Annotated in this window: 11 protein-coding genes; 6 read left to right on the top strand and 5 right to left on the bottom strand. The window is 65.1% G+C overall.

The features are described 5' to 3' along the window. The first annotated feature begins 58 nt into the window (after window positions 1-58). Both H9638_RS08040 and H9638_RS08035 read left to right on the top strand, forming a co-directional pair. Window positions 59-1,264 carry a TerC family protein gene (locus H9638_RS08040; RefSeq protein WP_191746673.1) on the top strand — a complete coding sequence of 402 codons (1,206 nt, stop codon included), beginning with the start codon at window positions 59-61 and terminating at the stop codon, window positions 1,262-1,264. A 205-nt stretch (window positions 1,265-1,469) separates the two neighbouring features. Next, the gene (locus tag H9638_RS08035; RefSeq protein ID WP_191746672.1) at window positions 1,470-1,847 is read left to right on the top strand and encodes a PLDc N-terminal domain-containing protein; all 378 of its coding nucleotides are present in this window, start codon (window positions 1,470-1,472) and stop codon (window positions 1,845-1,847) included. Window positions 1,848-1,888: 41 nt separating this feature from the next. On the opposite strand, the gene H9638_RS08030 is transcribed toward H9638_RS08035, so the two are convergent. The 3 genes from H9638_RS08030 to H9638_RS08020 all read right to left on the bottom strand — a co-directional run bounded on the left by H9638_RS08030 (window position 1,889) and on the right by H9638_RS08020 (window position 5,056). Then, entirely contained in the window at window positions 1,889-3,172 is a 1,284-nt protein-coding gene (locus H9638_RS08030) for a hypothetical protein (protein ID WP_191746671.1), read from the bottom strand. A gap of 85 nt (window positions 3,173-3,257) precedes the next feature. After that, window positions 3,258-4,562: an alpha/beta fold hydrolase gene (locus H9638_RS08025; protein ID WP_225217149.1), complete on the bottom strand. Its 1,305-nt coding sequence runs from the start codon at window positions 4,560-4,562 to the stop codon at window positions 3,258-3,260. Further along, the gene (locus H9638_RS08020) at window positions 4,559-5,056 is read right to left on the bottom strand and encodes a GNAT family N-acetyltransferase (protein ID WP_191746670.1); all 498 of its coding nucleotides are present in this window, start codon (window positions 5,054-5,056) and stop codon (window positions 4,559-4,561) included. Before H9638_RS08020 ends, H9638_RS08025 begins: the two co-directional genes overlap by 4 nt. A gap of 272 nt (window positions 5,057-5,328) precedes the next feature. Here H9638_RS08020 and H9638_RS08015 point away from each other — a divergent pair, with 272 nt between their 5' ends. Beyond that, window positions 5,329-6,603, top strand: coding sequence for a hypothetical protein (locus H9638_RS08015; RefSeq protein WP_191746669.1), 1,275 nt, complete (start codon window positions 5,329-5,331; stop codon window positions 6,601-6,603). Beyond that, window positions 6,600-7,157, top strand: a complete 558-nt coding sequence (locus tag H9638_RS08010) for an NUDIX hydrolase (protein WP_191746668.1) — start codon at window positions 6,600-6,602, stop codon at window positions 7,155-7,157. Before H9638_RS08015 ends, H9638_RS08010 begins: the two co-directional genes overlap by 4 nt. Window positions 7,158-7,163: 6 nt before the next feature. On the opposite strand, the gene H9638_RS08005 is transcribed toward H9638_RS08010, so the two are convergent. Next, a complete protein-coding gene (locus H9638_RS08005; RefSeq protein WP_191746667.1) occupies window positions 7,164-9,704 on the bottom strand; it encodes a DEAD/DEAH box helicase in 2,541 nt (846 codons plus the stop codon). 90 nt (window positions 9,705-9,794) lie between these two features. Between H9638_RS08005 and H9638_RS08000 the strand changes: the two genes are divergently transcribed. Continuing rightward, a complete protein-coding gene (locus tag H9638_RS08000; protein ID WP_191746666.1) occupies window positions 9,795-10,571 on the top strand; it encodes a trans-aconitate 2-methyltransferase in 777 nt (258 codons plus the stop codon). 28 nt (window positions 10,572-10,599) lie between these two features. Here the strand turns inward: H9638_RS08000 and H9638_RS07995 are convergent, their stop codons facing one another. Next, window positions 10,600-11,247 (bottom strand): MBL fold metallo-hydrolase, encoded by a 648-nt coding sequence (locus H9638_RS07995; RefSeq protein WP_191746665.1) that lies wholly within the window; start codon window positions 11,245-11,247, stop codon window positions 10,600-10,602. A 136-nt stretch (window positions 11,248-11,383) separates the two neighbouring features. Between H9638_RS07995 and H9638_RS07990 the strand changes: the two genes are divergently transcribed. After that, window positions 11,384-13,117: an ABC transporter ATP-binding protein gene (locus tag H9638_RS07990; RefSeq protein WP_191746664.1), complete on the top strand. Its 1,734-nt coding sequence runs from the start codon at window positions 11,384-11,386 to the stop codon at window positions 13,115-13,117. Window positions 13,118-13,119: the final 2 nt, after the last annotated feature.

Below are 13,119 nucleotides of genomic sequence, written 5' to 3'. Positions count from 1 at the left end.
CAGTTCGGGAGGAAACCGGAAGACCCTGCCTTTTCCGTGCTCTGAAAGGTCTTTCTACATGCCCGCATTACCTGTCGCCTTTGAGGTCGGCACGTTTATCATCCTGGGACTGGTCCTGCTTTTCGACCTTCTCCTGGTCGTCAAACGCCCCCACGAACCGTCCATGAAGGAAGCCGGCCTGTGGGTCGGCTTTTACGTGGGACTGGCCCTGCTGTTCGCCGCCATGATGTTCGTCTTCACCGGACCCGAGTACGGCAGCCAGTTCGTCGCAGGCTGGGTCACGGAATACAGCCTGAGCATCGACAACCTGTTCGTGTTCATCATCATCATGGCCCGCTTCTCGGTACCGCGTAAGTACCAGCAGGAAGTGCTGATGTTCGGCATCATCATTGCCCTGATCCTGCGTGGAATTTTCATCATCATCGGTGCCGCAGTGATCGAGAACTTCAGCTGGGTCTTCTTCATTTTTGGCGCCTTCCTGCTCTGGACCGCGTACAAGCAGGCCACTGACAACGGCGAGGATGAAGACGCCGGCAGCGACAACAAACTCATCCGCCGGCTCACTTCCTTCCTGCCGATGACGGACAAATTCGACGCAGGCAAGATCCGCACGGTCGTCGACGGCAAAAAGGTCTTCACCCCGATGCTGGTTGTCTTCATCACCATCGGGGTCACGGACCTGATGTTCGCGGTGGACTCGATCCCGGCCATCTTCGGCCTCACCCAGAGCGCATTTATTGTCTTCACCGCCAACATCTTCGCGCTCATGGGCCTGCGCCAGCTCTACTTCCTCCTGGGCGGACTCATGGACCGGTTGATCTACCTCAAGCACGGACTGTCCATCATCCTGGCCTTCATCGGCGTGAAGCTCATCCTCCATGCGCTGCACGTCAACGAGCTGCCGTTCATCAACGGCGGCGAGCCGGTGGCTTGGGCCCCGGAAATCCCGACCTTCGTTTCCCTGGCCGTCATCCTAGGCACCATCGTCATTGCGACAGTGGCCAGCCTGCTCAGCCCGAAGGCCAAAGCCGTCCAGGCCGTTGCGTCCCTGGAGAACGCCCTGACCGTGTACCGCAGCCTGGGAGAGGACGCTGCGCATGAGGAGCGCGTCCAGGCCTACGAGAATGTTTCGGCGACCTACCGCGCCGCGGAAAAGGCTTCCCAGAACCGTCCGGACGTTGAGCTGCCGGAGATTTCGGAAGAAGCTCAGGCCCGGTTCCGGGCCTCCGATCCGCGGGTACCCGGAAACTCCCCGGAGCACTAGGAAACACTGAAGCAGCTGCTGCGGCTGCCCGGCGGGGGAACCTGCCGGGCAGCCGTTTTGTTTATGGGGGCGGCAGAACCGGCGTCCACCAGCGACCTGGCCGGACGCCGGTGCTAGCCTTCATCTACTACGACCATCCCGAATAGGGACACCCACGGCCTTTAGGGGCCATTTTGTTTCCGCTTCACGCTCCCGAGGAGCAGCAATGAACTTCTTCGAAGTCCTATGGTCAATCATCGCGGTGTTCTTCCTTTTCGCCTACCTCATGCTGCTGTTCCAGATCTTCGCGGACATTTTCCGCGATGACAGCATGAACGGCTGGCTGAAGGCAGTCTGGATCTTCTTCCTGCTGTTTGTTCCCTATCTGACGGCCCTGGTCTACGTGATTGCGAGGGGGAAGGGCATGGCGGCCCGGAGTGTCCGCCGGGCTCACGAGGCAGAAGAACAGACGGCACAGTACATCCGCCAGACAGCCGGAACCCAGAGCGCCGCCGAACAGATCAGTTCCGCCAAATCCATGCTGGATGAAGGACTGATCACCAACGACGAGTTCGGCCGGCTCAAGGCCAAGGCGCTGGCCTAAGCAGCCCGGCTCCGCCTGGCCCGGCACGAAGTGCTGCCGGGCTAGGCGGAGACCGGTGCAGTGGGCGGGGCTGGCGGGGTGGATGAAGACGGTGGGGTGGGCGGGGCCGGCGGGGTGGATGAAGACGGAGGGGCGGGCGGCGGCGTGGCTGGCGGCTGGTTCGCCGCCTTCTGCCGGCCGAGCACCTCAAGGACGACGATCAAACCGACCAGCACGACGGCGATACCGAGTGTGGTGCCGGCGGTCAGCCCGGGAATGAACAGCACCAGCACGACGATTCCCGCAGCAATACCCTGGCACCAGCGCTGGTAACGCAGCATCCACGGCTGCCATTGGGCCGGGTGCCCTGCAGCATAAAGCACCAGCACCGCAAGCAGGCCAAGCACCAGCACCGTCCGAAGTGCGGCGGCAAGCGGGCCCAGGAACGCATCGCTGAGGGCCGCAGCCGCGTCAGGGGATACTGCACTGCCCGTCAGCTCCTGGACGCCCATCTGCTGGACGATGCGCAGCGCCAGCACCAGCACGAGGGCCGCCGCGGCGCTGGCCACTGCAATCACCAGGCCGGCCCGCAGGCGTCTGCCCCGCGGAGCCAGCAGGACGGCGGCGGCAGCAGCCACCAGGGCGGCCCACGGAAGAACAGCCGCCACGCGTTCCAGCGCTGCAAGCGCGGAGAGCGCCGAGGCCAGGCCCGGCGCGTGGAAGACAGTGAAGTCCCGCCCGGCACCGTCGGGGATCGCTGACGCCGCGGACACACCCTTCGCCAGCAGCCGGGACTTCACTTCACCGATCATCGCCGTCGTTGAGATGGTGACGTCGCCGTTCGGTGCGATGGAAGCGATATCGCCCGAATCGTTGTCCATGGCGCGGACCAGCGCTTCGTGGGCTCTTCTGTTGGCATCCACCCAAAGATTGGCGAAGGCCTGGCTGGAGACCGCCCTGGTCACGGTGTTGTCGATCATGGCATTCGTGCGGTCAGCGATGACCGGTCCCAGGGCGGCGGCGAGCACCTGCGAAGCACGCGAATCGTCAAGGCTGGAAAGGGCGTCATCGACGGTGGTGCTGATGTCCAGCCGTTCGGTAATCTGGTCTCCAATCTGCTGGGACAGGTTCGCCTGCACGGCTGGGTCCTGGATCACCGGGCCAACAGTGTCCACGTACCGGTCAGTGTTGCTCACCAGACTTGCCGCGTAGCCGGCCGTTACCGCGGCTACGAGCAGCAGGGCGCTGAACACACCGAGGACAGCGGACAGGATCCTGCGCCATCTGGGAGCATCGGGGACCGGATGTTCGGTCCGGGGGGCGTCCAAACGTGTACTGGGTGCCATGTCAGGGCCTTCCGCCGCCTTGCATTCCTAGCTGACAGGGTAGGCCGGGAGCAGACCGCTCCAACAGACCGCGGGCTGGATCTGCCTACGACTCGCCTGAGCGCACCATGCCCAGCAGCCGGTTGAAGATGGCTTCGCCGTCGTCGGCAATACCGTCATGGTGGAAGTCAGCGCTCTCCCAGACCCGGAGGCCATTCACTGCGGCGGCTGTCTCCAGGGAGAGGCCGCGGTCAACGTAAATGTCGTCGGTGTAGACGGCAGCAGCGGCCGGCACCGTGCTGCGGGCGAGCTGATCTGTGTCGTAGAGGTCGGGCCAGTCGGATTTCGCTGCCAGTAGCTGCGCGGTTTCCTGCAAGGGACGCAGGCCCGGATCCTCCTCGAAGTACCACGGGTACACCATCTCGCCCGTGTAGAGCGGCTCGGGCGCATCCGGCCGGAACTGCGGGTAGGCGGAGAGAACCCGCCAGGCCGCCCAGTTCGTGGCTTCGCCCTGGCCATAGATCGATTCATGCATCAGCGCATACAGCGGGTTGGTGGACCTGTTCGCCAGCTGCCAGACGGCGGTCAGGAACGTGTCTGAGAGCCGGTCTCCGGACGGCGTTGGAATGAATGCCTCTTCAAGCAGGTGATGAAGCCCGTCCATGCGGGTGTTGCCGCCCAGGAAGGAACCAGCCATCTGGAAACGCCGCACGGTCAGCCGTTCGCCGTCAGGGAGGAACTCCGGGACTTCCTCCAGATGCCGGGCTATCCGGGTGGTGAGTTCCCGGTCGCCGGGATATTTGGCGAAATACTCCTTGTTCCGGGCCGCCACCCGGGCAAACGTTGCCTGGTAAACGCGGTCCGCCGGGCCGGTCAACGGGGCCAGTCCGCCGGTGATCAGGACCTCCTTCAGCCCTTCCGGGGCGAAGGAGAGATACGTGAGGGCGCAGAAACCCCCGTAGGACTGTCCGTAGATGCTCCACGGGCCGGAGCCCAGGGCTGTGCGGATAAGTTCGGCGTCCCGGACAATGGAATCTGCCCGGAAATGCGCAAGGTACTCTGCCTGACTGGCGGCGTCCCCGCGGGCGGCGAGGGTCTGCCGGTTAGCGGGCGTTGAGAGTCCGGTCCCGCGCTGATCCAGCATGAGGATCCGGAACCGGCGGGAAGCGGCCTTGGTCCAGCCACCGAACTGCAGCAGCCGGTTCCCCTTGCCGCCTGGGCCGCCCTGCAGATACAGCAGCCAGGGCAGATCCTCGGTGCCGGAGATTTCGGGGTCCGAGTATTCACGGGCAAAGACCGTGATCTGTTCGCTGTCCGGCCAGGAGTGGTCCAGCGGCACGCTGAACCGGTGTTCGACCACCCGCATACCGCGGATGGTGACGGGCTCCGATGCTATGTGCGGGATGCTCATACGGTCCGGGTCTGGCCGGGTTCAGCCGCACCGAATTCGTCCAGGGCCCCGCCGGTGAGCCGATACGTGGTCCAGTCATCCATGGGTTCGGCGCCCAGCGACTTGTAGAACTGGATGGAGGGCTCGTTCCAGTTCAGTACGCACCATTCCACCCGGGCATAGCCACGGTCGACGGCGAGCTGCGCCAGGCTGCGCAGGAGCGCCTTTCCATATCCGCGGCCGCGCCCTTCGGGACGCACGTAGAGGTCCTCCAGCCAGATCCCATGGACGCCCTCCCAGGTGGAGTAGTTCAGGAACCAGAGCGCGAACCCCTGGACAGTGCCATTATCTTCCAGCACGTGCGCAAACACGGCCGGGTGGTCACCGAAGAGGTGCTGTTCCAGTGCCTCTGGCGTGTTCTTGACCGCGTCGGGTTCCTTCTCGTAGATGGCGAGCTCATGAATCAGCTCAAGGATTACGGGAACGTCGGCTCTGCGGGCGGCTCGGATCTGCATGGTTCCCAGCCTAGTCCAGGGGCCCGGGCCTTGAGCTCTCTGTGCGCCCTGCGGCAAAAAGACGCGGCCTACCAATGGATAATGGTCACTGGCAAGTCCTGCCGCAGCGGTGCCACGGATTCTCCGGCGCGTGCCCGCTGTCAGCGCAATTCGCTGGAACGACAACGGGGGCGGTGAATTCGCTGGGTAAGAACACGCGCACAGTTCAGCTGAAGCAGTCTCTGGTTTTCGATTTCGACACCCTCGAACAGAGAAACTGCTTCGGCAGATACGTGCCTGAGAACAGCAGGTTCTTTGATCAGGCAGAGCAGGACCTCCCCGCCGGCGCCACCTCTTTCACCGGGATGCTCCGTGCTGCGGACTTGCTCAGCAGGAACATCCTGCTGCTTGATGTCCAGCTCCTGGATGGCGTCCTGTTCCTGGACCGGGGTCCCGGAACCGTGCGTGCCGTCCTCGTCCGGGATCTGGGCCAGGAGTCGCTGACTGTGCTCTGCAGGGCTCCCTCGCTGGAGGAGAGCCTGCGTTCCATGCTCCTGGATAAGGATGAGCAGGCCGCTACCCTCAAAAAGTTCGAGTTCTCCGCGCTGAGCAGGCTGGCACCTGATCTGCAGCAGAACGTGGCGGCGAACCTGCACCTGCGGCGCAGCGAGCGGCTCAGGGACTGCAGCAGGGCAGAGGTGGCCCGCACAGTCGCTGCTGAGCTGCAGGCAGCCTCACTGGGACCGGACGCGGCCGGCATCGACGAGCCGACGGGGGTTTTCGCCGAACTGGCCGATGCTTGGGAAACGTGGTTCGCGGAGGCTGCTGCACAGCGGATCGCTGTCCGGCAGTGGGAGGGGAATTTCAACCTGCTGGACGCGCTCCGGCGTCGTCCGCGTTTCGACGATGCCGAACTCGCAGCCGCCCAGGAGGATCTGGCCGGCATCGACCAGCGGTCCTTGGCCCGGGAGTACCTCCAGTCACTGCAGCCGTCCGCCGCAGGGCATAGGAATGCACTCGCTGACTGGTGGATGAGCTCATATTTCGATGCGCTGGCCCGCCAGCATGGGACAACCTGGCTGCGGTTCCGGGAGGAAGCGGACGCCGCCGTGCCGATACGCCGCTTCAGCCGGGGGAGTACCGGCAGCAGGGACGCGGATACCATCCAGTTCCAGGGCAGCCTCGTCTCAATGCTCCATGACATGCCTCCGCAGGCCTATGCCCTGCTGCGGCACCAGGCACGGGAGGCTATCCGTGACTGGCATGCGAATCCGTCCCAAAAGACGTCGGATAACCTTGCGTATGCGGTAGCTCAGGCCAATTCCACCGTCAGCCGCCCACAGGTGCGCCGCGCCATGTGGACAAAGGTTGGCCTGACGCTTTTCCCGGCAATCACGGGTGCGTTGGCGGCCGGTTTTTCCGACAGTCTCTTTACCGGTGTAAGCACCGCGTTGTTGTCAGTGTTGTCAATTGCAGTCGCTGTTCCGCTCGTCGAGCTGGCGGACCTGCATGCGACCAGAAGGAAACGAATGAGAACGTATATCCACTTCCCGGGGATGAAGGCATGAGCACCGCGGAGGGCAGCAACCCGGAACTGGTTTATGCCTGGAACGGGCCGCCGCGCCTCGAGCTCTGGACCTTCGAGGTGTCCCGGAACGGCAAGACCTGGAAGCAGCACAGGTTCGTGGCCGACGGCGGTGTACCCGGTGTTGTGATAGTGGCCGTGCACGAGGGCCGGTTTGCCATGGTGGAGCACTTCCGGCCGGTTGCTGGACGCTCGTTCCTCGAATTCCCCCGCGGCTTCGGCACCCAGGGCGGCACCGGATCAGTCCGGGCCCAGGCCGGACGGGACGCGGAACGTGAGCTGCGGGAAGAGACCGGGCTGGCGGGGACGGGTTTCACGCCCCTTGGAAACGTCTGGGCGGACACCTCGCTGCTGCAGGGCTCCGCCGTCGTCGTCACCGCCAAGCTTCCGTCCGCAGCCCCCGTCGAGGCGGCGGACGGGGAGACCGACGGCCTGCGCTGGGTTCCCGTTGAGCAGTTCCCCCAGCTGGCCGCGGCCGGTGAGATAGCAGATGCCCTGAGCATGGCCGCGTACGTTCACTGGCTCGCGGCCGGATAGCCCGGGCTAGTCCAGGCGCCCGGCGTGGATCACGCGGATCACGGGGCTTCCGGCTTCATCCGACGCGGCCAGGTCAACCTCGGCGGTGATCCCCCAGTCCAGGTGCCCGGCAGGGTCCTTGAAGATCTGCCGCACCTCCCATTTGCCGGGCAGCTCCTTGATGATCAGCAGCTGCGGTCCGCGGGCATCAGGGCCGTCGTCAATGTCGTCGTGCTCCTCGAAGTACGCATCCAGCACATCCGCCCAGCGGTCCGCATCCCAGCCTGAGCCGGCGTCAAGCGTGCCCAGCGCGGCGTCGTCCTCATCAGCGAACAGTTTTACCCGCTGGAACATTTCGTTGCGGACCATCACACGGAAGGCGCGGGTGTTGGCGGTGAGCTTTTCCGGAGCAGGGGGCAGCACGGGTTCGCTGCCTGCGGAGGAATCGATTCCTGCGGCGAGTTCCTCCCATTCGTCCAGCAGGGAGGAATCCGTCTGCCGGACCAGTTCGCCCAGCCACTCGATGATGTCGGAGAGGTCCTCACGCAGGGCTTCGGGCGGAACCGTCTGCAGCAGGGCCTTGTAGCAGTCGGCCAGGTAGCGCAGCACCACGCCTTCGGAGCGGGCCAGCGAGTAGAACGCCACGTATTCGCCGAAGCTCATGGCCCGTTCGTACATGTCCCGGACGATGGACTTTGGAGTCAGCTCGAAGTCGCCCAGCCAGGGAGCGCCGCTGCGGTACACCTCGAAGGATTGGAAGAGCAGCTCCGCGAGCGGCTGCGGATACGTGACCTCCTCCAGCAGGGCCATCCGCTGGTCGTACTCGATGCCCTCGGACTTCATGGCGGCAATGGCTTCGCCCCGCGCTTTCTTCTCCTGGGCGGAGAGGACCTGCCGCGGCTTCTCCAGCGTCGCCTCGATCACCGAGACCACGTCCAGGGCGTAGGACGGGCTTTCCGGGTCCAGGATTTCCAGTGCAGCCATGGCGAAGGGGGAGAGCGGCTGGTTGAGCGCGAAGTTCGGCTGCAGATGCACCTTGAGCCGGACCTGGCGGCCGTCGGCATCGGGGGTGGGCAGCTTCTCCACGATGCCGGCCGTTTTCAGTTCGCGGTAGATGCCCAGTGCCTTCCGCATGAGCTTCAGCTGCGAGGAGCGGGTCTCGTGGTTGTTCGTGAGCAGGTGTTTGGCGGCACGGAACGGGTCGCCCGGGCGTTCGAGCAGGTTCAGCAGCATGGCGTGGGTGACGTTGAAGCTGGAGGTCAGCGGTTCCGGAGTTCCCTCCACCAGTTTGGTGAAGGTGGGTTCGCCCCAGGACACAAAACCCGCCTGCGGTTTCTTCTTCGCGACCTGGCGGAGCTTCTTCTGGTCATCGCCGAACTTGGCTTTGGCTTTCGCCATCGCCTTGGCGTTCTCAATAACGTGCTCCGGTGCCTGCACGACGACGGTCCCCGCGGTGTCGTAACCGGCCCGCCCGGCGCGCCCGGCAATCTGGTGGAATTCCCGGACGTTCAGCGGCCGGGTGCGGACGCCGTCGTACTTGGACAGGGCCGTGATCAGGACCGTGCGGATCGGCACGTTGATGCCGACACCGAGGGTGTCGGTGCCGCAGATGACCTTCAGCAGCCCCGCCTGGGCCAGCTGTTCCACCAGCCGCCGGTACTTCGGCAGCATGCCGGCGTGGTGCACGCCGATTCCGTGCCGCACCAGCCGGTTCAGCGTCTTGCCGAAGCCCGGTGCGAAGCGGAAACCGGCGATCAGTTCGGCGATCCGGTCCTTTTCCTCCCGGGTGCAGACATTGATGCTCATCAGTGCCTGGGCACGGTCAATGGCTTCAATCTGGCTGAAGTGCACCACGTACACGGGAACCTGCTTGGTTGCCAGCAGTTCCTCGAGGGATTCCTGGACCGGGGTCTCGACGTAGTAGTAATGCAGGGGGATGGGCCGCTCCACGGAGGAGACCGTGACCGTGTCCCGGTTGGTCAGCTCGGAGAGATCCGTTGCGATCCGGGTCATGTCCCCCAGCGTGGCGGACATCAGCAGGAACTGGGTCTGCGGGAGCTCCAAAAGCGGGACCTGCCAGGCCCAGCCGCGCTGCGGGTCGGAGTAGAAGTGGAACTCGTCCATGATCACGGTTCCGACGTCGGCGTCCGGCCCTTCGCGCAGGGCAATGTTCGCCAGGATCTCGGCGGTGCAGCAGATAATCGGCGCGTCCTTGTTGACCGAGGAGTCGCCGGTGACCATCCCGACGTTCTCCGCACCGAAGATGTCGCAGAGCGCGAAGAACTTCTCGGAAACCAGTGCCTTGATGGGGGCGGTGTAGTAGCTGCGCTCATCCAGGGCCATCGCGTAGAAGTGCGCGGCAATGGCCACCATCGACTTCCCGGACCCGGTGGGGGTTGCCAGGATGACGTTGTGGCCGGAAACCAGTTCCATCACGGCCTCGTCCTGGGCCTGGTACAGGGACATGCCGCGGCTCTCCACCCATTCCAGGAAGGACGTGTAGAGCTCATCGGGGTCGATGGTGCGGGTGGCGGAAGGACCGGAGGGCAGCTGCTCAAGTAGTTTCATCTCAGTACCAGCCTAGCGCCGGACGGCCCCCCGGGTTTCCGCGGCTTGGCCCTCCCAGCCAGCCTGGCCCTGCCTGCTAGGCTCCCGGGCATGAGATGGGATCCGGCACGGTATACGCAGTTCTCCACCCACAGGGACCGCCCTTTCTTCGACCTGGTGGCCAGGATCGGCGCCGCGGACCCCGCGTGGGCCGTGGATCTGGGCTGCGGCACCGGGGCGTTGACCGCTGTCCTGGCCGACCGCTGGCCCGGAGCCGCCGTCACGGGCCTGGATTCGTCCCCGGAGATGGTGCGCCAGGCGCGTGCCATGGCCGGCGGCCCGCCGCAGCTCACCTTCACGCTGGGGAGCATCCAGGACTGGGAGCCGCAGCCAGGTCCCGGGGTGTGTGTCTCCAACGCCGCCCTGCAGTGGGTCCCCGGACACGAAGGACTGCTGGCACGCTGGGCGAAGGAGCTCGATCCCGGTTCCTGGATCGCCGTCCAGGTCCCCGGCAACTTCGGCGGCCTCTCCCACGTCCTGATGCGTGACCTGGCCCAGTCCCCGCGCTGGCGTCCCGCGCTCGCCGGGGTGCTGCGGGGCGAAGACTCCGTGACTGAACCGCAGCGGTACCTGGAGCTGCTCCTCGACGCCGGGTTTGTCCCCGATGTCTGGGAAACCAGCTATCAGCAGGTGCTCCCGGGGGAAGACCCGGTGTTGGACTGGGTCCGGGGAACGGCACTGCGTCCGGTGATGGCTGCACTGCCGGCTGAGGAGTACACGGAATTTGAAGCGGAGTACGGCAAACTGCTCCGGAGGGCGTATCCGGCCAAGTCCTGGGGCACGGTGTTCCCGTTCCGCCGCATCTTCATGGTGGCGCGGAAGGAATAGCCCTGGCCCGCAGCTCCCGGAAAACCCTTTACCAGCCGCGTTCCTTCCACTCGGCCAGGTGGGGACGCTCCGCTCCAAGGGTCGTTCCGGAGCCGTGGCCCGGGTGGACGACCGTGTCATCCGGCAGGTATTCGAAGATACGTTCGAATACGTCAGCGAACAGGGAATTGAACCTCTGCGGATCCTTCTGCGTGTTGCCAAGACCGCCGGGGAACAGCGAATCACCGGTAAACAGGTGGGCAGGCCCCTCCGGATCCCGGTAGAGCAGGGCGACGGATCCCGGGGTGTGTCCGCGCAGGCTGATCACTTCGAGGTCGAAACCGTCGAAATCCAGCACGTTTCCGTGTGCCAGCGGCACGTCAGTGGGCACCGGGATCGCAGGGATATCCTCAGTCCCGGCAGCGGTGCGGGCTCCCGTGGCCGCGACGGCGTCAGCGAGCGCCTGAACGTGATCGGGATGGCTGTGGGTGGTGATGATCATCCGCACGGCAGCCTCCGCAGGCCCGCCGTAGAGATCGGCGGCTCCGTCGTCGAGCAGCGCCTGGATGCGCGGAAAATCATCCGCTGCATCAATCAGCACCTGGGTGCCCGAGTTCTTTGCGGTGAGCACATAGACGTTGTTGTCCATTGAGCCCACGGACGCGCTTCTAATCGAGACGTTCTTCGTATCCAACATGCGGCCCAGTCTAAACGGCCTGCAGGGTGCCCGGGGTGCACACGGGGAGCGTGTCAGGGGCGCCCTTGCCCGGCTCGGGTCACGGGCGTAGTTTCGGATGATGCCGGCGGACCGCCCGGCAGTTCCGGGAGGATACGTGCTCGTTCGGCTCGTTCGTGAAAACCTGGCCCCCTTCAAGGGTGCCGTGGCCGCCGTCGTCGTCCTGCAGTTCCTGCAGACCGCCGCGACGCTGTTCCTCCCCACCCTCAATGCGGACATCATTGACCGCGGCGTAGTGCAGGGAGACACCGGGACCATTCTGTCGATTGGCGCCTGGATGCTGGCGGTGACGGCCGCTCAAGTGGTGTGCTCCGTTGCGGCGACCTACTACTCGGCGCGCACTGCCATGCGCGTGGGCCGGAATGTGCGCGCCGCCCTGTTCACCAACGTGGAGACATTCTCCAGCCGCGAGGTCGGGATCTTCGGTGCGCCGTCACTGATCACCCGCACCACCAATGACGTCCAGCAGGTCCAGATGTCCCTGCTGCTCACCATGACGATGATGGTCTCGGCACCGATCATGGGCGTGGGCGGCGTGCTGCTGGCACTGAATCAGGACATTCCCCTCTCCGGCATCCTGCTGCTGATCCTGCCGGTGCTGTTCGTCATCATCCTCCTGATCCTGCGCCGGCTGGTGCCGCTGTTCCGCCGGGCGCAGCGGCAGATCGACCGGGTCAACGGGGTCCTGCGGGAACAGATCATGGGGATTGCGGTCATCCGGGCGTTCGTCCGGGAACGCACCGAGGAGCAGCGGTTCGACGGCGCCAACTCGGATCTCACCGGCACGCAGCTGCGGGTGTCCCAGTACCTGGCGCTGCTCTTTCCGGCCGCCATGCTCGTCGCGAATGCCGCCACGGTCGCGGTCGTGTGGTTCGGTGCTTTCCGGATCGACGCCGGGCAGATGCAGATCGGCGCACTCACCGCCTTCATCGCGTACATCATGCAGATCCTGATGGCCGTGATGATGTCCATGTTCATGATCATGATGCTGCCCCGCGCCGCGGTGTGCGCCGAACGGATCTATGAGGTGCTGGACACGCGTACCAGCGTCCGCGACGCACCGGATGCCCGGGAGCTGGTGTTCGACGGCGGGCGGCTTGAGTTCCGGGACGTGGGCTTCACGTACCCGGGCGCCGAAGCCCCGGTGCTGCAGGGGATCAGCTTCGAGGCGCTGCCCGGGCAGACAACGGCGGTCATCGGCTCCACGGGCGCCGGTAAATCCACTCTGCTCAACCTCATTCCCCGGCTCCTGGACCCCACGGCGGGGAATATCAGCGTCGATGGACAGGACACGGCGGCCGTCACCCTGCACTCCCTGCGCGCCGGCATCGGCCTGGTGCCGCAGCGGGCGCACCTGTTCTCCGGCACCATTGCGACCAACCTGCGCTTCGGCAAGCCCGGCGCCACGGATGAGGAACTCTGGGAGGCACTGGAAATTGCGCAGGCCTCCGGATTCGTGCGGGCAGCGGAGGGCGGGCTGGACCACGCCGTGGAGCAGGGCGGCACAAATTTCTCCGGCGGACAGCGCCAGCGGCTGGCGATCGCCCGCGCACTGGTGGTGCAACCGTCCATTTACCTGTTCGATGACAGCTTCTCCGCCCTGGACTTCGCCACCGACGCCCGGCTGCGCGCAGCCCTGAAGGAACGCACGGCCCATGCCACCGTGCTGGTCGTGGCGCAGCGGGTCAACACCATCACCGATGCTGCCCGGATCATCGTCCTGGAGGAGGGGCGGATCGCCGGTTCCGGCAGCCATGCCGAGCTCATGGAATCCAGCCCCACCTACCGGGAAATCGTCGAATCCCAGCTCACCCCTGAGGAGGCGCTGTGAGC

This window comes from Arthrobacter pullicola, from assembly GCF_014836875.1.
In the GTDB taxonomy this organism is placed as follows: domain Bacteria; phylum Actinomycetota; class Actinomycetes; order Actinomycetales; family Micrococcaceae; genus Arthrobacter_B; species Arthrobacter_B pullicola.
This window is presented reverse-complemented; position numbering and strand designations above follow the sequence as displayed.